17 protein-coding genes are annotated in these 20125 nt (G+C 68.2%); 6 read left to right on the forward strand and 11 right to left on the reverse strand.

Annotated elements, in window-relative coordinates; genetic code table 11:
• Positions 1-2: 2 nt before the first annotated feature.
• Complete coding sequence (locus OEJ36_RS11575; RefSeq protein ID WP_263401619.1) at positions 3-656, reverse strand: HAD family hydrolase; 654 nt, start codon at positions 654-656, stop codon at positions 3-5.
• Between the two features lie 144 nt (positions 657-800).
• Here OEJ36_RS11575 and OEJ36_RS11580 point away from each other — a divergent pair, with 144 nt between their 5' ends.
• Together OEJ36_RS11580 and ptsP are read left to right on the forward strand one after the other, a co-directional pair.
• Positions 801-1280, forward strand: coding sequence for an RNA pyrophosphohydrolase (locus tag OEJ36_RS11580; RefSeq protein ID WP_081672122.1), 480 nt, complete (start codon positions 801-803; stop codon positions 1278-1280).
• Positions 1281-1302: 22 nt separating this feature from the next.
• Positions 1303-3582 (forward strand): phosphoenolpyruvate--protein phosphotransferase, encoded by a 2280-nt coding sequence (gene ptsP / locus OEJ36_RS11585; RefSeq protein ID WP_263401620.1) that lies wholly within the window; start codon positions 1303-1305, stop codon positions 3580-3582.
• 118 nt (positions 3583-3700) lie between these two features.
• Here the strand turns inward: ptsP and OEJ36_RS11590 are convergent, their stop codons facing one another.
• The gene (locus OEJ36_RS11590) at positions 3701-4447 is read right to left on the reverse strand and encodes an NRDE family protein (RefSeq protein WP_263401621.1); all 747 of its coding nucleotides are present in this window, start codon (positions 4445-4447) and stop codon (positions 3701-3703) included.
• 118 nt (positions 4448-4565) lie between these two features.
• On the opposite strand from OEJ36_RS11590, the gene OEJ36_RS11595 reads away from it, so the two are divergent.
• From OEJ36_RS11595 to OEJ36_RS11605, 3 genes are read left to right on the forward strand one after another with little or no spacing between them, the layout of a single operon-like run.
• Positions 4566-5348: a sulfite exporter TauE/SafE family protein gene (locus OEJ36_RS11595; protein WP_184488373.1), complete on the forward strand. Its 783-nt coding sequence runs from the start codon at positions 4566-4568 to the stop codon at positions 5346-5348.
• Positions 5349-5357: 9 nt separating this feature from the next.
• Positions 5358-6158, forward strand: coding sequence for a prolipoprotein diacylglyceryl transferase (gene lgt / locus OEJ36_RS11600; protein ID WP_043245811.1), 801 nt, complete (start codon positions 5358-5360; stop codon positions 6156-6158).
• Complete coding sequence (locus tag OEJ36_RS11605) at positions 6155-6949, forward strand: thymidylate synthase (protein WP_263401622.1); 795 nt, start codon at positions 6155-6157, stop codon at positions 6947-6949. The genes lgt and OEJ36_RS11605 overlap by 4 nt, the downstream gene beginning before the upstream one ends.
• A gap of 197 nt (positions 6950-7146) precedes the next feature.
• Here the strand turns inward: OEJ36_RS11605 and OEJ36_RS11610 are convergent, their stop codons facing one another.
• The 3 genes from OEJ36_RS11610 to OEJ36_RS11620 all read right to left on the reverse strand — a co-directional run bounded on the left by OEJ36_RS11610 (position 7147) and on the right by OEJ36_RS11620 (position 11146).
• Complete coding sequence (locus tag OEJ36_RS11610; RefSeq protein ID WP_263401623.1) at positions 7147-8514, reverse strand: GTPase/DUF3482 domain-containing protein; 1368 nt, start codon at positions 8512-8514, stop codon at positions 7147-7149.
• Positions 8507-9895, reverse strand: coding sequence for a DUF2868 domain-containing protein (locus tag OEJ36_RS11615; RefSeq protein WP_263401624.1), 1389 nt, complete (start codon positions 9893-9895; stop codon positions 8507-8509). The genes OEJ36_RS11610 and OEJ36_RS11615 overlap by 8 nt, the downstream gene beginning before the upstream one ends.
• Before the next feature lie 99 nt (positions 9896-9994).
• Positions 9995-11146, reverse strand: a complete 1152-nt coding sequence (locus tag OEJ36_RS11620; RefSeq protein ID WP_263401625.1) for a glycerophosphodiester phosphodiesterase — start codon at positions 11144-11146, stop codon at positions 9995-9997.
• A gap of 157 nt (positions 11147-11303) precedes the next feature.
• Here OEJ36_RS11620 and OEJ36_RS11625 point away from each other — a divergent pair, with 157 nt between their 5' ends.
• On the forward strand, positions 11304-11816 hold the full coding sequence (locus OEJ36_RS11625) for a dihydrofolate reductase (RefSeq protein WP_263401626.1): 513 nt from the start codon (positions 11304-11306) through the stop codon (positions 11814-11816).
• Positions 11817-11899: 83 nt separating this feature from the next.
• On the opposite strand, the gene OEJ36_RS11630 is transcribed toward OEJ36_RS11625, so the two are convergent.
• The 6 genes from OEJ36_RS11630 to OEJ36_RS11655 all read right to left on the reverse strand — a co-directional run bounded on the left by OEJ36_RS11630 (position 11900) and on the right by OEJ36_RS11655 (position 19962).
• Entirely contained in the window at positions 11900-12358 is a 459-nt protein-coding gene (locus tag OEJ36_RS11630; RefSeq protein WP_263401727.1) for a metallophosphoesterase family protein, read from the reverse strand.
• 43 nt (positions 12359-12401) lie between these two features.
• A complete protein-coding gene (locus OEJ36_RS11635) occupies positions 12402-13781 on the reverse strand; it encodes a nucleobase:cation symporter-2 family protein (protein WP_263401627.1) in 1380 nt (459 codons plus the stop codon).
• A 148-nt stretch (positions 13782-13929) separates the two neighbouring features.
• Complete coding sequence (locus tag OEJ36_RS11640) at positions 13930-14265, reverse strand: hypothetical protein (RefSeq protein WP_263401628.1); 336 nt, start codon at positions 14263-14265, stop codon at positions 13930-13932.
• Positions 14266-14459: 194 nt separating this feature from the next.
• A complete protein-coding gene (ilvD, locus tag OEJ36_RS11645) occupies positions 14460-16301 on the reverse strand; it encodes a dihydroxy-acid dehydratase (RefSeq protein ID WP_263401629.1) in 1842 nt (613 codons plus the stop codon).
• Positions 16302-16546: 245 nt separating this feature from the next.
• On the reverse strand, positions 16547-18577 hold the full coding sequence (locus OEJ36_RS11650) for a hemopexin repeat-containing protein (protein WP_263401630.1): 2031 nt from the start codon (positions 18575-18577) through the stop codon (positions 16547-16549).
• Between the two features lie 188 nt (positions 18578-18765).
• The gene (locus OEJ36_RS11655; RefSeq protein WP_021218320.1) at positions 18766-19962 is read right to left on the reverse strand and encodes a class I SAM-dependent rRNA methyltransferase; all 1197 of its coding nucleotides are present in this window, start codon (positions 19960-19962) and stop codon (positions 18766-18768) included.
• Between the last annotated feature and the right edge of the window lie 163 nt (positions 19963-20125).

The raw sequence follows: 20125 nt of genomic DNA on the forward strand, positions 1-20125 counted from the left end.
GCTCAGCGCAGGGAGATCACCGGCCAGCCGCGACGCTCGGCCTCAGCGCGCAGCTTGGGGTCGGGGTCGACCGCCACCGGGCGGGTCACCCGCTCCAGCAGCGGCAGGTCATTCAGCGAGTCGCTGTAGAAGCTGGCGCCTTCCAGGCTCAGGCCGGTTTCGGCGAGCCAGCGCTCCAGGCGGGTGACCTTGCCTTCGCGGAAGCAGGGCACGTCGGTGGTACGCCCGGTGTAGCGGCCGTTCGCCATCTCGCATTCGGTGGCCAGCAGGGTCTCGACCCCCAGGCGCGCGGCGATGGGGCCGGTGACGAAGCGGTTGGTGGCGGTGATGATCACCAGCTTGTCGCCTGCAGCGCGATGCTCGGCCAGCAGGGCCTCGCCCTTGGCCAGGATGATCGGCTCGACGCAATCACGCATGAACTCGCGGTGCCACTGCTCCAGCTGGGCCATCTCGGTGCGGCCGAGGATTTCCAGGCTGAAGTTCAGGTAATCGGTGATGTTCAGGCGGCCGGCGAGATAATCCTGGTAGAACTCGTCGTTGCGGCTCTTGTAGGCATCGCCGTCGAGAATGCCGCGTTCGCACAGGTAGTCGCCCCAGGCGTGATCGCTGTCGCCGCCGAGGAGGGTGTTGTCGAGATCGAAAAGGGCCAGGCGCACGTCTTTTACCTTGAATCGAAACTACGAAGGGCGGCCAGAATAACCACTTTTCCCCGGCCTGCCCATTGCGCTAAAAGCCCGCATTGCCGCGTTTACAGGCTTTATGGAACAATGCCGGAACATGCGTATGCGAGGTTGTTCGCCGTGATCGATCCCGATGGTTTTCGCCCCAATGTCGGCATCATTCTCGCCAATGAGGTCGGGCAGGTGCTGTGGGCTCGGCGTATCAATCAGGACGCCTGGCAGTTCCCCCAGGGGGGCATCAACCCCCGTGAGACGCCGGAAGAGGCGCTGTACCGCGAGCTGAACGAAGAGGTCGGGCTCGAGGAACGGGATGTGAAAATACTTGCATGCACCCGGGGCTGGTTGCGCTATCGTCTGCCGCAGCGTCTGGTGCGGACCCATAGCCAACCCCTGTGCATCGGGCAGAAGCAGAAGTGGTTCCTGCTGCGCCTGCAATCGGACGAGAACCGGGTTCGCATGGACCTGACCGGCAAGCCTGAGTTCGACGGCTGGCGCTGGGTCAGCTACTGGTACCCGCTGGGACAGGTCGTGACCTTCAAGCGAGAAGTCTACCGCCGTGCCCTCAAGGAATTAGCCCCGCGCCTGCTGGCGCAAGACTGACCCGGAGAAAGGCTACAAGGCCATGCTCAATACGCTGCGCAAGATCGTCCAGGAAGTGAACGCCGCCAAGGATCTGAAGGCGGCGTTGGCGATCATCGTGCTGCGGGTCAAGGAAGCGATGGGCAGCCAGGTCTGCTCCGTCTACCTGCTGGACCCCGAGTCCAACCGGTTCGTGCTGATGGCCACCGAGGGCCTGAACAAGCGCTCCATCGGCAAGGTCAGCATGGCCCCCAACGAGGGCCTGGTCGGCCTGGTCGGCACCCGCGAGGAGCCGCTCAACCTCGAGCACGCCGCCGACCACCCCCGCTATCGCTACTTCGCCGAGACCGGCGAGGAACGCTACGCCTCCTTCCTCGGCGCACCGATCATCCACCACCGCCGGGTGATGGGCGTTCTGGTCGTACAGCAGAAGGAGCGCCGCCAGTTCGACGAGGGCGAGGAAGCCTTCCTCGTCACCATGAGCGCCCAGCTCGCGGGCGTTATCGCCCATGCCGAGGCCACCGGTTCGATCCGTGGCCTGGGCCGCCAGGGCAAGGGTATCCAGGAAGCCAAGTTCGTCGGTGTGCCCGGTGCGCCGGGTGCTGCCGTGGGCACCGCCGTGGTGGTGCTGCCGCCGGCCGACCTGGAAGTGGTGCCCGACCGCGCCGTCGATGACATCGAGGCCGAAGTCGAACGCTTCAAGCAGGCCCTGGAAGCGGTGCGCGAAGACATGCGCCGCCTGTCGAGCAAGCTGGCCAGCCAGCTGCGCCCCGAGGAGCGGGCGCTGTTCGACGTCTACCTGATGATGCTCGACGACGCCTCCATCGGCCTGGAAGTGAAGAAGGTCATCCGCTCCGGCCAGTGGGCCCAGGGTGCCCTGCGCCAGGTGGTGATGGAGCACGTCAAGCGCTTCGAACTGATGGACGACGCCTACCTGCGCGAGCGCGCCTCTGACGTCAAGGACCTCGGTCGCCGCCTGCTCGCCTACCTGCAGGAAGAGCGCAAGCAGAACCTGGTGTACCAGGACAACACCATCCTGGTCAGTGAAGAACTGTCCCCGGCGATGCTCGGCGAAGTGCCCGAAGGCAAGCTGGTGGGCCTGATTTCGGTACTCGGCTCCGGCAACTCCCACGTCGCCATCCTCGCCCGCGCCATGGGTGTGCCCACGGTCATGGGCGTGGTCGACCTGCCGTACTCCAAGGTCGACGGCATCGAGCTGATCGTCGACGGCTACCACGGCGAAGTCTTCACCAACCCCTCCGCCGAGCTGCGCAAGCAGTACAGCGAGGTGGTGGAGGAGGAGCGCCAGCTGGTCAAGGGCCTCGACGCCCTGCGCAGCCTGCCCTGCGAAACCCTGGACGGCCACCGCATGCCGCTGTGGGTCAACACCGGCCTGCTGGCCGACGTGACCCGTGCCCAGGAGCGCGGCGCCGAAGGCGTCGGCCTGTACCGCACCGAAGTGCCGTTCATGATCAACGAGCGCTTCCCCAGCGAAAAGGAGCAGCTCGCCATCTACCGCGAGCAGCTCGCCGCCTTCCATCCGCTGCCGGTGACCATGCGCACCCTGGACATCGGTGGCGACAAGGCGCTGTCGTATTTCCCGATCAAGGAAAGCAACCCCTTCCTCGGCTGGCGCGGCATCCGCGTCACCCTCGACCACCCGGAAATCTTCCTGGTGCAGGTGCGCGCCATGCTCAAGGCCAGCGAAGGCCTGAACAACCTGCGCATCCTCCTGCCGATGATCTCCGGCGTGCAGGAGCTGGAAGAATCCCTGCACCTGATCCACCGTGCCTGGGGCGAGGTGCGTGACGAGGGCGTCGACATCCCCATGCCCCCGGTGGGCGTGATGATCGAGATCCCCGCGGCCGTGTACCAGACCCGTGAGTTGGCGCGCCAAGTGGACTTCCTCTCGGTGGGCTCCAACGACCTCACCCAGTACCTGCTGGCGGTGGACCGCAACAACCCGCGCGTCGCCGACCTCTACGACTACCTGCACCCGGCGGTGCTGCAAGCGCTGGTCAAGGTGGTCAACGACGCCCACGCCGAAGGCAAGCCGGTGAGCATCTGTGGCGAGATGGCCGGTGATCCCGCCGCTGCCGTCCTGCTGCTGGCCATGGGCTTCGACAGCCTGTCGATGAACGCCACCAACCTGCCCAAGGTGAAGTGGCTGCTGCGCCAGGTCAGCATCAGCAAGGCACGTGAGCTGCTCGAGCAACTGATGGGCATCGACAACCCGCAGGTTATCCACAGCTCCCTGCACCTGGCCCTGCGCAACCTGGGCCTGGGCCGCGTGATCAACCCGGCCGCTACCATCCAGGCCTGAGCCCCGGTTCCGGGGTCACGCTGCATCCCGTTTTCCTTCCCATGGCAGCACCCGCGATCAATAGGCGCGGGTGCCCCGCTGCGCCGTGGGCATCCCCGGCGCACGGCAGGGTTCTGCCCTAGAGCACCATCTCCACCTGCCCCAGCTGCTCGCCGTGGGGGCCGTAGCTGCGCTCCACCAGCTCGCGACGACCGTCGGCATGGACGATCAGCGCCGTGCTGGCGCGGGTGCCGTAGGTGCGGGTGGCGATGAACACCGGGGACAGCATGCGCTCGGTGTTCAGACCCACGCCGGTGTCGGGGAGGATCGCGTCCGGCGCCGCCTCGGGGTCGTGCATCAGGTTGAGCAGGGTGTCGGTGGTAACGCCTTGCAGGCACTCCGCCAGGGCCGCCTTGGCCCGGTCGACCTTCGGCCAGGGCGTGTCGAGGTCGGCGTTGGACAGCCCGTAGATGCCGGCGGCCAGCGTTCTCGGTCCGCCGCTTCGGGGGTTGAGGAAGCACACCTCGCGGCTGTCGCCCACCAGCAGGTTGAAGCCGGCGTAGTCGGCGGCGCGGCGCTGGGCGTCAACCAGGAACTCGGCCGGGCCCAGCGTACCGTTGAGGAACTGCACGCACAGCTCGCCACGGGAGCGTCCCACCGGGGGCAGCCGCGGGTCGCGGATATTGGTCAGGGCGGCGAAGCGGCCGTCGGGGCCGAGGCCCAGCCAGGTGCCGCCGGCTTCGAGGTCGCGACCGGCGTAGAGGCCGGGGGCGTCTGGCCAGTGGGCCAGGGGTTGGGTGGGGCGGGCGTAGAACTCGTCACGGTTGGCAGCCAGTACCAGCGGGACTTCCTGTCCGGGTTGCCAGGCGAATGCGATGAGGCACATCTGGAGTCGTCTCCTTTTTGTTGTCGCGAGTCTAGCAGCCGCTCGGCGGCTCGCCATCGAGTCGTTGGAGCCTCGGGCGGGCTTCCGTTAACATGCCGCTTTGTTTTCGGGGGTGTCGATGGAATTCCTGCTCTACCTGGTACTCGGCGCCTGCGCCGGCGTGCTCGCCGGTCTGTTCGGTGTGGGTGGCGGCATGATCATCGTGCCGGTGCTGGTTTTCAGTTTCACTGCCCAGGGATTCGACCCCAGCGTCCTGACCCACCTCGCCGTCGGTACCTCCCTGGCGACCATCATCTTCACCTCGATCAACGCCGTACGCGAGCACCATCGCAAGGGTGCGGTGCGTTGGCACATCTTCGCCTGGATGACCCTCGGCATCCTCCTCGGCGCGGCGCTGGGTTCGCTGACCGCCAAGGCGATCCAGGGCCCCATGCTGCAGAAGATCATCGGCTGCTTCGCCATATTCGTTTCCCTGCAGATGGCCCTGGACCTCAAGCCCAAGGCCAGCCGCGACGTGCCCGGCAAGCCGGGGCTGACCGTCGCCGGCGCCTTCATCGGCTGGGCCTCGGCGATCTTCGGTATCGGCGGTGGTTCGCTGACCGTGCCCTTCCTCACCTGGCGCAGCGTGCCCATGCAGCAGGCGGTGGCCACGTCCTCCGCCTGCGGGCTGCCCATCGCCCTGGCCAGCGCCCTGTCGTTCATGGTGCTGGGCTGGAACGAGCCGCACCTGCCGCAGTGGAGCTTCGGCTTCGTCTACCTGCCCGCGCTGGCCGGCATCGCGCTGACCAGCATGTTCTTCGCCCGCTTCGGCGCCCGCCTGGCCCATCGCCTGTCGCCGCGTCTGCTCAAGCGCCTGTTCGCCCTGCTGCTGTTCTCGGTCGGGCTGAGTTTTCTGATCTAAGGAGTCGTGATGCTGGCTTATCCCCAGATCGATCCGGTGGCCCTGAGCCTCGGACCCCTGAAAATCCACTGGTACGGCCTGATGTACCTGATCGGCATCGGCGGTGCCTGGTGGCTGGCCTCGCGCCGCCTCAAGGCCTTCGATCCGACCTGGAGCCGCGAGAAGCTCTCCGACCTGGTGTTCTGGGTCGCCCTGGGCGTGATCGCCGGTGGCCGCCTCGGCTACGTGCTGTTCTATGACCTGTCCGCCTACCTCGCCAACCCGCTGCTGATCCTCGAAGTGTGGAAGGGCGGCATGTCGTTCCACGGCGGCCTGATCGGCGTGATGCTGGCGACCCTGTGGTTCGGCCGGCGCAACGGCAAGAGCTTCTTCCAGCTGATGGACTTCATCGCCCCGCTGGTACCCATCGGCCTGGGCGCCGGGCGCATCGGCAACTTCATCAACTCCGAGCTCTGGGGCAAGGTCACCGACGTGCCCTGGGCGATGATCTTCCCCAATGGCGGCCCGCTGCCGCGCCACCCGTCGCAGCTGTACCAGTTCGCCCTCGAAGGCGTGGCGCTGTTCGCCATCCTCTGGTTCTACTCGCGCAAGCCGCGCCCGACCATGGCCGTCTCCGGCATGTTCGCGCTGTGCTACGGCATCTTCCGCTTCATCGTCGAGTTCGTCCGCGTACCGGACGCCCAGCTCGGTTACCTGGCCTTCGGCTGGCTGACCATGGGCCAGGTGCTCTGCGTGCCGATGATCCTCGGCGGCCTCGGCCTGATCGTCTGGGCCTACCGTCGCCAGCCCGTCCAAGGAGTCGCCTCGTGAAACAGTACCTCGACCTGATGCGCCTGGTGCGTGAGACCGGCACCTTCAAGAGCGACCGCACCGGCACCGGCACCTACAGCGTGTTCGGCCACCAGATGCGCTTCAACCTGGCCGATGGTTTCCCCCTGGTGACCACCAAGAAGTGCCACCTGAAGTCCATCGTCCATGAGCTGCTGTGGTTCCTCCAGGGCGACACCAACATCCGTTACCTGAAGGAAAACGGCGTCTCCATCTGGGACGAGTGGGCCGATGAGAACGGCGACCTGGGCCCGGTCTACGGCTACCAGTGGCGCAGCTGGCCGGCGCCCAATGGCGAGTCGATCGACCAGATCGGCAAGCTGATCGAGATGATCCGCAAGAATCCGGACTCGCGCCGCCTGATCGTCTCCGCCTGGAATCCCGCCCTGGTGGAACAGATGGCCCTGCCGCCCTGCCACGCGCTGTTCCAGTTCTACGTGGCCGACGGCAAGCTCAGCTGCCAGCTGTACCAGCGTTCGGCGGACATCTTCCTCGGCGTGCCCTTCAACATCGCCAGCTACGCCCTGCTGACGCTGATGGTGGCGCAGGTCTGCGGCCTGGAGCCCGGCGATTTCGTCTGGACCGGCGGCGACTGCCACCTCTATGCCAATCACATCGAGCAGACCGACCTGCAGCTCACCCGCGAGCCGCTGCCCCTGCCGACCATGAAGCTCAACCCCGAAGTGAAGGACCTGCTGGCCTTCAAGTTCGAGGACTTCGAGCTGGTGGGCTACCAGTCGCACCCGCACATCAAGGCGCCGGTCGCGGTCTGACCCGCTCGGGTTCCCACAGGCGCGGCCCCAGGAACCCACCTGTGGTCGCCCTCCGGGTGGGGGCGAATTCATTTGCGAAGAACTTGCCCCGATCCCCGGGCTGAAGCCCGGGCTACGCCTAGGCATGGATACCGTGGGGGCGTGGCTCTTGTAGGGGCGAATTCATTCGCCCAGGGCGGCGTAGCCGCCCCTCTCCATCACCCCAACTCCGCCGCCAGCGCCTTCACCTGCTCCTGCCGTTCCGCCTGCTCCAGCTCCGCGCCGGGGTTGAGCGACGACCATTCCGGGTGCGCCCGCGCCTTGCCTAATGCCGGTGGCAGCTTGCCTTGGCGCCATTGCTTCTCCTCCGGCGCCGCCATGCGGATGGCGTCGACGGCGGCGTGCCCGCGTGCGTCCAGGGCTTGCAGCAGCTGGCGTTGGCGCAGGGCGAGCAGGCGCAGGATGGCATCGTCCACGGTCAGCTCGCGCTGGCCGCGGATCTTGCCCAGCAGGCGCTCGCCGTAGTGGCCGACGGTCTGCCAGGCACCCCCGGCGATGGCGCCCAGGGCCGCTGCGGCGCCCAGGGTCAGGCCGCCCACCAGCAGGTCGACGCCGGCCCCGGCGGCGGCACCGGCCGCCATGCCGCTGCCCAGGCGCACGCCAAGCTGCTTGAGGGTTTCGGGGTTGAACAGGTCATCGCCCCAGCGCCCGTCCAGCAGCGGCAGGTCGCCGGCGGCGGCATCCTCCGGGCGGAAGGCGTGCAGGCGCAGCAGGGCATCGACGCAGGCCTGCTCGCGGGCGCGCACCTGCTGGCGCAACGCCTCGGTGGCCCGGGCCAGGCTGGCCTCGTCGGCGGGTACGCTGCGGCGGCAGGCAGCGACATCCAGCAGCAGCTCGGCGATCAATCGTGCCCCGGCCCGCTGGCGCAGGCCGCGCTGGGCCTCGTGGTCCTCGATCAGCCGTTGCAGTTGCGGGCGCGCCCGTTCCAGCAGCAGGGCCAGGCTTTCGTAGAGGCGGCGCTCGCCATCCAGCGGCGGCGCCACGCTGTCGAAACGCACTAGCGCGTGCAGGCCCAGGCGTGCCAGGGCCTCGCGCCATTCGGCTTCGCGGTGGTCGTTCACCGCGACGAAATTCAGCACCGGCAGCAGCGGCCGGCCGCACATGGCCAGCACCGCCAGCTCGTCGCGGTACTTGGCCAGCACCGGCTCGCGGGCGTCAATCACATAGAGGCCGGCATCGGAGGCCAGCAACTGGCGCAGCACCTTGGCTTCCTGCTCGAAGCGCTGGCGTGCCTCGCTGCCATCGAGGAAGCGTGCCAGCCGCGCCGGGCCGTCCATGCGCTCGCCGGGGCGCTCCAGGCGTTCCAGGTAGTCGAGCAGGGCGATGGCGTCTTCCAGGCCGGGGGTGTCGTAGAGCTCCAGCAGCGGCTGGCCGTCCACCGACAGGCGCGCGCCCTCGACATGGCGGGTGGTGCTGGGGCGGTGGGACACCTCGCCAAAGCCACGGTCGCGCAGCAGGGTGCGCAGCAGCGAGGTCTTGCCGACGTTGGTGTGGCCGACCACGGCCAGTTTCAGTGCATCAGTCATGACCCTTCTCCAGCCAGGCGAGGGGCGAGCTGTCGGCATGCTCCAGCTCCAGCCGCGACAGGGCCTGGTGCCATTCCCCCAGGCGCAGGCTGTCCAGCGCCGCGCCCGGTGGGGCGGGCAGTAGCCAGACGCGCGTGGCGGCGGCACAGCGTGCCAGTTCGCCGATCAGTGCCAGGGTGCCGCGGTCCGGCGAACGGCGTGGGTCGCAGGCGATGGCCAGGCGTTGCGGCGGGAAGCGGGTGAGCTGCTCCAGCAGGCGCTGGCGTTGCTCGCGGCTGTCGAGGATGCCGGCGTCGCCCACGCCGCGCGGCAGGGTCGGCGGCCAGGGACGGCTGTTGTCCAGCTCGATGGCCACCAGCAAGGCGCCACTGCCGCTGTCGGGGTGGGCCTGGGCGGCGTCGGTCAGCGCGAGGCCGGGGTCGGCGTCGAGCACACCAAGGCGTTCGCTGGCCGGCTGCAGGCGCTCGCGCAGCAGGCCGTAGCCGGGCAGGGCGAGGTCCAGGTCGAGCCGTTCGCGGCCGCTGCGCCAGCGCCACAGGCACAGCAGCGTCAGTGCCAGGCGCGGCAGCAGGCCGTAGACCAGGCACACCCCCAGCAGCCAGCCGGACCAGGCCTGGCGCGCATCGGCGGCGGCCACCACGTCGCTGCTGGCGCGGATGGTGTCGGCGTCCGGCAGGGCAAAGCCGAGCAGGGCGGGCAGGGCGCCCAGGGCCTGGGTCAGGGCGACGAAGGTGTCGCTGCCGAGGATGGTGGTTTCCCAGACGAAACCGTAGCGCCGGGTGGCCAGCAGCGCCAGCAGGCACAGCAGTGCGGTGCCCAGGCTGAGGCTCCAGAGCCCGTTGACCAGTGCGCCCAGGCCCCAGCGGGCCAGGCGGCGGCGTTGCAGCAGCACCAGCAGCGCCGGGCCCAGCTGCGCGGCATTGGCATCCCGGGCGAGCTTGCCGCTGAGCCACCACCAGAGGCGGCCGAGGACGCTGGCGTGGCCGCCGAAGGTCAGGCCCAGCAGCCAGCCGAGGAGCATCAGCAGGTGCAGGCCGAGCAGGCTGCCCAAGGCCCAGAACACATTGACCGGGCGCTGGCCGTCACCCAGTGCGGCCACTGCCATGGCGCTGCCGGCGGCCAGGGCCACCAGCAGCAGCGCGGCGAAGGCCAGGCGCGCGCCCTGCAACCAGTGCAGCAGGGCGGCCAGCTGGCCGTCGCGTTCGGCGAGCCACAGGGCGCGGGTCTGGATGCGCTGGGCGAGGTCGCCGCCAGCGGCATTGGCGCGGCGGTTGGCTTCGCCGTCTTCCAGCGGGCCGGCGTGTTCTTCGCGCAGGCGCACGGCTTCGGTCAGCCAGAGGCGTTGCAGGGGAGTGAGGTTCGGCGGTGGGCTCTCGGTCACGCGGGTTCTCTTCCGGTGGGGCGAGGCAGAAGCATAACCGCTGAACGGCAGGAGGGTGGAATCCCGGCCGCTTGGGCCGGGGGTGTCGCGGCGTGCGGGTCAGTGGGTGGCGCGCTGCTCCCTGACGCGCACGGCGATGTCCGGCTGGTCGATGAACAGGCCGTCGATGCCGGCATCGAGGAAGGCGTTGATCTCCGCCTCGATATCACCGCGCACCTGCGGGTCGCTGCCGTTGCGCAGGTTGGTGGGGAGGAAGGCGTTCTCCGCGCGGAAGGTGTAGGGGTGCACCTTGAGCCCGGCGGCGTGGGCGTCGGCGACGAAGCGCGTGGGCTGCCCCAGGTTGCCGGCGGCGTCGCGGGGGATCACGTAGGCCTTGTCCGGGCCGACCCCGGCGGCATAGCGGGCGACGGTCTTGAGGCCGGCGGCGCTGGCCATCTTGGCGTAGGTCAGGCCGGTGCCCAGCACCTGCTGGTCATAGGGCTGGCCGGCGCCGTAGAGCTGGATCAGGCGGATGCTGCTCTGCCGGGCGATGCGCTGCAGGTTGTCCACCTCGAAGGACTGGATGTACACCGCCGAGCGGCGGTCGGTGTAGCCGTTGCGCTGCAGGGCGCGCAGCAGCGGTTTCTCCATGGCCAGGCCGAGTTGCTGGAAGTGGGTGGGGTGCTTGGTCTCGATGTACAGGCCGATGCGCCGCTGCTGACTAAGCTGCAGGCTCTTCACCAGGTCGATGATCTCCTGCAGGGTGGGGATCTCGAAGGCGCCGTCCAGCCGCGCATTGCCCGGGCGCACCTGGGGGATGCGCTCGATGGCCTTGAGGGTCTTCAGCTCGGCCAGGGTGAAGTCTTCGCTGAACCAGCCGGTGAGCGCCACGCCGTCGATGGTCTGGGTGCGCTTGCGGTCGGCGAACTCGGGGTGCTTGCCGACGTCGGTGGTCAGCCCCAGTTCGTTGTCGTGGCGGGCCACCAGCTGGCCGTCGCGGGTCATCACCAGGTCCGGCTCGACGAAGTCGGCGCCTTGCAGGGCGGCCAGGGCGTAGGAGGCCAGGGTGTGCTCCGGCACATAGCCGCTGGCGCCGCGATGGCCGACCACCAGCGGCGTGCCCTCGCCCTGGGCATGGCCCTTGGCGGCGCGGGGCTGCTGGGCGGCCCAGTCGATGGCGGATTGCACCGGGTCCGGCGCGGCGAATGAACAGAGGGGCAACGTCAGGCTGCAGACCGCCAGCCAATGCCGCAGGGTAGAAGTGGATGCCATGGAGCGTCTCCTTGCGGTAGGGGAAGCGCAAGCCTGCCGCAGGATAGATGACGGTTTGTGGTGCGCCGCGCGGCAAGTGTTGCGAGGCGTGACCGGCCCGACGGACAGAAAGAAAGGCCGGCTGGCCTGGCCGCTTCGCTCTGGTATTCTCGCCGCCATGAAAAAGACCCTGCCCCTCTCCCTGATCGCCGCCCTCGCGCAGAACCGCGTGATCGGCCGTGACAACCAACTGCCCTGGCACCTGCCGGCGGACCTCAAGCACTTCAAGGCCCTGACCCTGGGCAAGCCCATCATCATGGGCCGCAAGACCTGGGACTCCCTCGGCCGCCCGCTGCCGGGGCGCCTCAACCTGGTGGTCAGCCGCCAGGCCGGCCTGCAGCTGGAGGGCGCCGAGGTGTTCGCCAGCCTGGAAGAGGCCGTGGTGCGCGCCGAAGACTGGGCCCGTGAGGAAGACGCCGAAGAAGTGATGCTGATCGGCGGTGCCCAGCTCTACACCCAGGGCCTGGCGCACGGTGATCGCCTCTACCTGACCCGCGTCGAACTGGCCCCGGAAGGCGACGCCTTCTTCCCCGAAGTGCCGGATGCCGATTGGCACCTGGCCTCCAGCATCGAGCATGAAGCCAGCGCGGAAACCCCCGCCTATGCCTTCCAGGTATGGGAGCGGCGCTGAGCCGGCTGCAACATCGTTGGTGGACGTAAGAAGCGCCGTCCACGCCCGGATCCACCCTGTAGGGGCTCCGGGCGGCCCCCCGCTCAAACCTCCAGCTCGCGCAATTCCGCGCGCACCCGCTCGTTTTCGATCAGCAGGAATCCCACCGATATCGGCAGCTTGAAGCGCCGTGGCCCGGCGCTGCCCGGGTTGATGTGGAGGATGCCGTCGCGGTGGGTGATCAGCGGCTTGTGGGAGTGGCCGGTGATGATGGCGTCGATGCCGCGCGTGGCGAGGTCGGCGGGGATGTCCGCCTGGTCGTGGACCAGGTAGAGGCAGGTGCCGCCGGAGCGCAGGGTGGCGTCGTGAGGGATGCGTTGCGCCCAGTGTTCGGTGTCGTTGTTGCCGCGTACCACGGTCAGGGGTGCCAGGCGGCGCAGGGCGTCGAGGATCTCGGGCTTGCCGATGTCGCCGGCGTGGAGGATATGGTCGCAGCCTTGGAGGGCCGCGAGGGCCTGGGGCCGGAGCAGGCCGTGGGTGTCGGCGATCAGGCCGATGCGCAGGGTCATGGAAGGGGCCTCGTCGGGAAACGAGGCCCATTCTGCATCACTCGGCGTGGCGCGGGGATTCCGGCAGGAACCAGTTCAGCAGCAGTGCGCAGATGCCGCCGGTGGCGACACCGGATTCCAGCACGTTGCGCAGCGCCGCCGGCATGTGCGCGAGGAACTCCGGCACCTGCGACACGCCCAGGCCCAGGGCCAGGGACACGGCGATGATCAGCAGCGCGCGGCGGTCCAGCTCGATGCCGGCGAGGATGTTGATGCCCGAGGCGGCCACCGCGCCGAACATCACCATGGCCGCGCCGCCGAGCACCGGCTCGGGCACCGCCTGGATCACGCCGGCCACCGCCGGGAACAGGCCGAGGATCACCAGCACCACGGCGATCCACAGGCCGATATGGCGGCTGGCGATGCCGGTGAGCTGGATCACGCCGTTGTTTTGCGCGAACACCGAGCTGGGGAAGGTGTTGAACACGCCGGCCAGCAGCGAGTTGGCGCCGTTCACCAGCACGCCGCCCTTGATGCGCTGCATCCACAGCGGGCCTTCCACCGGCTGGCGCGAGACCTTGCTGGTGGCGGTGACGTCGCCGATGGCTTCCAGCGAGGTGACCAGGTAGATCACCAGCATCGGGATGAACAGGCTCCAGGAGAAGCCCAGGCCGAAGTGCAGCGGCATCGGCACCTGGAACAGCTCGGCCTGGTGCATGCCGGTGAAGTCCAGGCGGCCCAGGTAGCCGGCCAGGGCATAGCCCACGGCCAGGGCGATGACGATGGCGCAGCTGCGCATCCACACCACGGGGATGCGGTTGAGCACGACGATTATCGCCAGCACGGTGCCGGACAGCAGCAGGTTCTCGCCATTGGCGAAGGTGCCGTTGGCCATGGCGCCGAAGCCACCGCCCATGCTGATCAGGCCGACCTTGATCAGGGTCAGGCCGATCATCAGCACCACGATGCCGGTCACCAACGGGGTGATCAGGCGTTTGACGAAGGGCAGGATGCGCGAGATGCCCATCTCCACGAAGGAGCCGGCGATCACCACGCCGAAGATGGCGGCCATCACCGCTTCCACCGGGGTGCCCTGCTTGACCATCAGCGCGCCGCCGGCGATCAGCGGGCCGACGAAGTTGAAGCTGGTGCCCTGGACGATCAGCAGCCCGGCGCCGAAGGGACCGAAGCGCTTGCACTGGACGAAGGTGGCGATGCCGGAGATCACCAGTGACATGGAGACGATCAGGTTGGTGTCGCGCGCCGAGACGCCGATGGCCTGGCAGATCAGCAGGCCGGGCGTGACGATGGGCACGATGATCGCCAGCAGGTGCTGCAGTGCGGCGAGCAGCGCCACCAGCGGGCGCGGCTTGTCGTCGAGGCCGTAGACCAACTCGTTGCGGGAGGTGGAAGTGGCCGGGTTTTCCAGTGAACTCATGGCGATGGTCCGCAAAAAAGCGGCGATTCTACCTGAATGGCCGGGGGCGGCGAGGGGCGCCGGTCAGCTGTTTGCCGGGCGCTGCGAAGATGCAGGTCGGGTGCAACCCGACATGTGCGGTGCAGGGTCGCTGCGGGTTGCACCCGCCCTACGGGCTGATGGCGCGAATAGTCAGGCTCGCGTCGACATTGATCGAGCGCTGACAGCGGTCCAGCGCATCGATCATGCGTTGTAGTGTGGGCTGCAGGTCGATACCGAGTTCTGTGAGGGCATCGAGCTCGTCGAAGCTTTCCAGAACCGCTTTCAACGCTGCGCTGATGGATAGGGTCATCAGGGTGTTGCGGAATACGGGGCGGCCCAGGGACCAGATTCCGGTCTCCGCAGTCAGGGCGCCGCTCTTGATGCCTTCGAGAATTCCTCTCGCAAGCGAGGCGATGTAGAACTCGGCGGCGTTCTCTTCGAATTCGAGCTTCAGGTTCTGCATGAAGTCTGGCGAGCTCCTATGAGCAGCGTGTAGGTCGGGTGCAACCCGACGTTTGCGGTGTCTGCGTGGGACGGTGATGGGTTTCGCTGCGCTCTACGCCATCCTACGGTGCGTGCGGGTGAAGCCGCTGAGCTGACGGAGCACCCAATAAAAAGCCCGGCACATGGCCGGGCTTTTTCGTTCGCGGGTAGCGCTTACAGGTCTTCCAGCATCGCCTTGTTGCGCACGGCGCCCTTGTCGGCGCTGGTGGCGAGCAGGGCGTAGGCCTTGAGGGCGGTGGTCACCTTGCGCGCGCGCGGGGCGGCGGGCTTCCAGCCTTTCTTGTCCTGCGCGGCGCGGCGGGTGGCCAGCTCTTCATCGGACACCAGCAGGTTGATGCTGCGGTTGGGGATGTCGATCAGCACCTTGTCGCCGTCCTGCACCAGGCCGATGGCGCCACCGGCGGCGGCTTCCGGGGACGCGTGGCCGATGGACAGGCCCGAGGTGCCGCCGGAGAAGCGGCCGTCGGTGAGCAGGGCGCATTGCTTGCCCAGGCCCTTGGACTTCAGGTAGCTGGTGGGGTACAGCATTTCCTGCATGCCCGGGCCGCCTTTCGGGCCTTCGTAGCGGATGATGACGATGTCGCCGGCCTTCACTTCGTCGGCGAGGATGCCCTTCACGGCGCTGTCCTGGCTTTCGAAGATCTTCGCGGTGCCTTCGAACACGTGGATGGATTCATCCACGCCCGCGGTCTTCACCACGCAGCCGTCCAGGGCGATGTTGCCGTAGAGCACGGCCAGGCCGCCCTCCTGGGAGTAGGCGTGCTCGACGCTGCGGATGCAGCCTTCGGCGCGGTCGTCGTCGAGGGTGTCCCAACGGGTGCTCTGGCTGAAGGCGACCTGGGTCGGGATGCCGGCCGGGCCCGCCTTGAAGAAGGTGTGCACGGCTTCGTCAGCGGTCTGGGTGATGTCCCACTGGGCAATGGCGTCGCTCATGCTCGGGCTGTGCACAGTGGGCACGTCGGTGTGCAGCAGGCCGCCACGGGCCAGCTCGCCGAGGATGCTGAAGATGCCGCCGGCGCGGTGCACGTCTTCCATGTGGTACTTCTGGATGTTCGGCGCCACCTTGCACAGCTGCGGCACCTTGCGCGACAGGCGATCGATGTCGCGCAGGTCGAAGGCGATCTCCGCCTCCTGGGCGGCGGCCAGCAGGTGCAGGATGGTGTTGGTGGAACCGCCCATGGCGATGTCCAGGGTCATGGCGTTCTCGAACGCCTTGAAGTTGGCGATGTTGCGCGGCAGCACGGAGGCGTCGCCTTCGCCGTAGTAGCGCTGGCACAGCTCGACGGCCAGGCGGCCGGCACGCAGGAACAGCTGCTCGCGGTCGCTGTGGGTGGCCAGGGTGGAGCCGTTGCCCGGCAGCGACAGGCCCAGGGCCTCGGTCAGGCAGTTCATGGAGTTGGCGGTGAACATGCCGGAGCAGGAACCGCAGGTGGGGCAGGCGCTGCGCTCGTACTCGGCGACCTTCTCGTCGGAGCAGGAGTCGTCGGCGGCCACCACCATGGCGTCCACCAGGTCCAGGCCGTGGTTGGCCAGCTTGGTCTTGCCGGCTTCCATCGGGCCGCCGGAGACGAACACCACGGGGATGTTCAGGCGCAGGGCGGCCATCAGCATGCCGGGGGTGATCTTGTCGCAGTTGCTGATGCAGACGATGGCGTCGGCGCAGTGGGCGTTGACCATGTATTCCACGGAGTCGGCGATGATCTCGCGGCTCGGCAGGGAATAGAGCATGCCGTCGTGGCCCATGGCGATGCCGTCGTCCACGGCAATGGTGTTGAATTCCTTGGCCACACCGCCGTGCTTCTCGATCTCGCGGGCGACCAGCTGGCCCAGGTCCTTCAGGTGCACGTGGCCGGGCACGAACTGGGTGAAGGAGTTGGCGATGGCGATGATCGGTTTCTTGAAGTCTTCGTCCTTCATCCCGGTGGCGCGCCAGAGGGCGCGGGCGCCGGCCATGTTGCGGCCGTGGGTGGAGGTCTTCGAGCGGTAATCAGGCATTTCTTCTGTCCTGCAGGCTGATCAGGTTATAGGTCGTATCGTGAGCGCGGTGGGTGCCGTTGGCAAACGGATGTGGTCGTTGCGTCCGGGGGTGGCGTGAGTGCATCGCGGGATCACCGCGCGCTCGGCCGGGGCTCACTGGCCCGCCTGAGGGTGTGGCAGGGAAGAGGGGATTCTAATCCCAGGTGCGCTCCGGGCGGAAGGCCGGGGGCCGAGCGGTCGGCGCGCACCTGGGTGACCGGGGGTCAGTCGACGCGGAAGTTCAGCTCATCGGCGAAGGGGAAGCCGGAGCCGCTGCCCTTCTCGAAGCGCAGTTCCACTTCCACCGAGGTGGCGCCGGCCGGCACCGTGCCATAGAGGTTGCGGGCCAGCGGCTGGCCGTTGCGCTCGGCGGCGGTCAGGGCCGGCGTGGCGAAGGCGGTGCCCGCTTCGACGAAGCCGGTCAGGCCCGGCCAGGTGGCGCCGTCCACGGGGCGCGGGTAGCCGCTCTCGGCCTTGTCGGTGATCAGGTTGTAGCGCACGTACTCGCCGCCGTTGAACAGGTAGGCGATGGAGCTGTTGCGCTTGACCGCCGCGTCCAGGCCCAGGGGCCACTGCTGCACGCCGGACCAGGTGGCGCCGGAGACGTCCAGCGGGTAGTTCTTGTCCGCCTTGTCGCCGGTGGTCAGGTTGTAGCGGATGTACTGGCTGCCCTTGAAGAAGTACAGCTTGGAGCCGCTGGCCTCGAGCACGTCGCCGATGTCGCGGGCGCCGCCGGTGAAGCGTTCCAGGCCCGACCAGTTGCCGGCGATGGGCTTGGGATAGCCGGGGTCGACGCGGTCGCTGGCGATGTCGAAGCGCACGTACTGGGTGCCCTTGAAGAAGTACGCCTTGCCGTTGCCGGCGTTGAAGCCGGCGTCGATGTCCCGCGCGCCGCCCTCGAAGCCTTCAAAGCCCACCCAGTTGCCGGCGATGGGTTGTGGATAACCGGCGTCGACCTTGTCGTCGCGGTAGTTGTAGCGGTAGTAGCGATCGCCGGCGAAGAAGTAGCCGGTGTCGTCGTTCCAGTACACCGAGCTGCGTTTCTCGGCGGTGTGGAAGCGCACCAGCACACGGGCGTCATGGCTGCTGCTGGCGCTGGCGCCGAGCAGGGCGTCGAGCTGGAAGGGACGGCCGGCGGCCTCCGGCGGCAGCTCGATGCGCTGGGTCAGGGAGCCCTTGCCCTGGCCGACGAAGAGCTGGCCCTGGCCGGCGGGCAGTTCGCTGCGGGCGCCGTAGCGCATCACCGTCTGCAGGCCGCCCTTGGTCCAGCCGGCGATATCCGGGTCGTAGGCCAGGTCGGTGTGGGCCGCGCCGTACTCGGCGCCGGGGTTGGCCAGCAGGTTCTGGCCGAAGGCGAAGGTGCGCGCCACCGGGTGCAGGCGCGAGCGACCGTCCAGGGCCAGGCCCTGGGTGGAGACGCCCAGGTGCTCGAACAGGGTGGGCACCACGTCCACCTGGCGCAGCGGGGTGGCCAGGCGGTTGCGGCCGAGGGCGGGAATGCCGGCGCCGCTGAGCACCACCGCCACCTTGCGGTGTTCGGGGCGGTTGGCGCCGTGGCCGGTGCTGCTGCCGCCGTGGTCGGTGCTGACCACGATCAGCCAGTTCTCCTGGGCGTAGGTGGGGCGCGACTTGATCGCCTGCAGCAGGCGGCCGAGGGCGGCGTCGGCCTGGCCCATGGCCTGGACGTATTGCGGGGTGTCGGAGTGGAAGCCGTGGCTGTGGCCGGCTTCGTCGACGCCGTAGTAGTAGGCGCTGAGCACGTCGAGGTCGGCACGGTTGCGCAGCCAGTCCTCGGCCTGGGCCACCAGCACCGGGTCATTGGCTTCCGGGCCGTCGAACTTGAGGTCGGCCTGGGGCTTCATCTGCGCGTAGAGCGGCGACCAGTTGTAGGCATAGGCGGTCACCAACTGGGGCTTGCGCTGTTCCAGCAGGGTGAGGAAGTGCGGGTACTGGGCGTAGTTCTGCCCGGTGAAGTTGTTGTCGCGCACGCCGTGCTTGTCGCGTTCGACGCCCATGAACAGGGTCGACCAGCCGGGGCCGCTCATGGAGGTGTCCGGCGACCAGCCGCCGTCGGTGTAGACGCCGCTGGCGATCAGTTGCTCGAGGTTGACCATGTTGCCGGCGGGAATGGCATCGGCCTTGAAGCCGTCGATACCGAAGAACAGCACCTTGTTGGGGCCGGCCTGGGCCTGCAAGGCGAGCAGCGAGGCGGTAGCGAGGGCCAGCAGGCGCCCCGCGCGTTTCATTGTTGTCATGACGCATCCTTGATTGTTGTGGTTGCAGCGATGCGATGCAGACGACGGGCTTGCCTCGCGGTGGTCTATACCAGCGTGGCCGAGTTGCGGGGGAATGACAGCGGGGCGGGAGGGGATGAAGTTTTGGTGAAAGGTTTGCGGCAGGCGGATGACGGGCGCCCCGGCACCAGGGCCGGGGCGCCGTCGGATCAGCTGTTGGGCAGCAGGCGGCAGGTGATGCTCTTGATGTAGCGGGTTTCCGGGATCGCCGGGTGCACCGGGTGGTCCGGACCCTGGCCGCCGCGTTCCAGTAGCTGGATGTTGCGGTCCAGGTGGCGGGCGCTGCCGAGCAGGATGTTCTGCAGGTCGTCCTCGGGCAGGTGCATGGAGCAGGAGGCGCTGACCAGGATGCCGTCCTTGTTGAGCAGGCGCATGGCCTGTTCGTTGAGGCGGCGATAGGCGGCTTCGCCGTTCTTCAGGTCCTTCTTGCGCTTGATGAAGGCGGGCGGGTCGGCCACCACCACGTCGAAGCGCTCTTCGGAGGCTTTCAGTTCCTTGAGGGCTTCGAAGACGTCGCCTTCGACGCAGGTGACCTGCTCGGCCACGCCGTTGAGGGTGGCGTTGCGCTCGACGCCGTCGAGGGCGAAGCCGCTGGCGTCGACGCAGAACACTTCACTGGCGCCGAAGGCCGCAGCCTGCACGCCCCAGCCGCCGATGTAGCTGAACAGGTCGAGCACGCGCTTGCCCTTGACGTAGGGCGCCAGGCGCGCGCGGTTCATGCGGTGGTCGTAGAACCAGCCGGTCTTCTGGCCTTCCAGCACCGGGGCTTCGAACTTCACGCCGTTCTCTTCCAGGGCGACCCACTCGGGCACCACGCCGAAGGCGGTGTCCACGTAGCGCTCCAGGCCTTCGGCGTCACGGGCGGCGGAGTCGTTCTTCCACAGCACGCCACGGGGCTTGAGCACCTGCACCAGGGCTTCCAGCACGGCATCCTTGTTGCGCTCCATGGCGGCGGAGGCCAGCTGCACCACGATGTGGTCGCCGAAACGGTCCACCACCAGGCCCGGGAGCAGGTCGGAGTCGCCGTAGACCAGGCGGTAGTAGGGCTTGTCGAACAGGCGCTCGCGCAGGCTCAGGGCGACGTTGATGCGGTGCACCAGCAGCGACTTGTCGAGGCTGTGCTTGACGTCGCGGGACACCAGGCGTGCGCAGATCAGGTTGTTCGGGCTCAGTGCGACCACGCCCAGGGCCTTGCCGCCAGCGGCTTCGAGGATGGCCTGGTCGCCGGGCTGGAAGGCGTTCAGCGGAGTGGCGACCACGTCGATCTCGTTGCTGTAGACCCACAGGTGGCCGGCGCGCAGGCGTCGATCGGCATTGGCTTTGAGGCGCAGGCTGGGCAGGGACATGGGTCGCTCTCCGGAAAAAAGAGCGGGATTATAACCGAAGCCGCCCGCCGAACCTGCTACCGGCGGGCGTTCTCCGTGCCACCCGCACCTGCCTTGCCCGGGGCTGGCCCAGCGGCGCCGATGCGGTCGCGGACTGGTCGCTTTCCAAGCCGACCGTTAGGCA

This window comes from Pseudomonas sp. PDM13 (assembly GCF_025685765.1).
Classification (GTDB): Bacteria; Pseudomonadota; Gammaproteobacteria; order Pseudomonadales; family Pseudomonadaceae; genus Metapseudomonas; species Metapseudomonas solani.

Excerpts from the sequence above, each read along its gene's own strand:
- OEJ36_RS11625 (WP_263401626.1), top strand. The coding sequence starts at position 11,304 with ATGAAAAAGACCCTGCCCCTCTCCCTGATCGCCGCCCTCGCGCAGAAC.
- OEJ36_RS11610 (WP_263401623.1), bottom strand. The coding sequence starts at position 8,514 with ATGACTGATGCACTGAAACTGGCCGTGGTCGGCCACACCAACGTCGGC.
- OEJ36_RS11635 (WP_263401627.1), bottom strand. The coding sequence starts at position 13,781 with ATGAGTTCACTGGAAAACCCGGCCACTTCCACCTCCCGCAACGAGTTG.
- OEJ36_RS11655 (WP_021218320.1), bottom strand. The coding sequence starts at position 19,962 with ATGTCCCTGCCCAGCCTGCGCCTCAAAGCCAATGCCGATCGACGCCTG.
- ilvD (WP_263401629.1), bottom strand. The coding sequence starts at position 16,301 with ATGCCTGATTACCGCTCGAAGACCTCCACCCACGGCCGCAACATGGCC.
- lgt (WP_043245811.1), top strand. The coding sequence starts at position 5,358 with ATGCTGGCTTATCCCCAGATCGATCCGGTGGCCCTGAGCCTCGGACCC.
- OEJ36_RS11650 (WP_263401630.1), bottom strand. The coding sequence starts at position 18,577 with ATGACAACAATGAAACGCGCGGGGCGCCTGCTGGCCCTCGCTACCGCC.
- ptsP (WP_263401620.1), top strand. The coding sequence starts at position 1,303 with ATGCTCAATACGCTGCGCAAGATCGTCCAGGAAGTGAACGCCGCCAAG.
- OEJ36_RS11620 (WP_263401625.1), bottom strand. The coding sequence starts at position 11,146 with ATGGCATCCACTTCTACCCTGCGGCATTGGCTGGCGGTCTGCAGCCTG.
- OEJ36_RS11595 (WP_184488373.1), top strand. The coding sequence starts at position 4,566 with ATGGAATTCCTGCTCTACCTGGTACTCGGCGCCTGCGCCGGCGTGCTC.
- OEJ36_RS11590 (WP_263401621.1), bottom strand. The coding sequence starts at position 4,447 with ATGTGCCTCATCGCATTCGCCTGGCAACCCGGACAGGAAGTCCCGCTG.
- OEJ36_RS11640 (WP_263401628.1), bottom strand. The coding sequence starts at position 14,265 with ATGCAGAACCTGAAGCTCGAATTCGAAGAGAACGCCGCCGAGTTCTAC.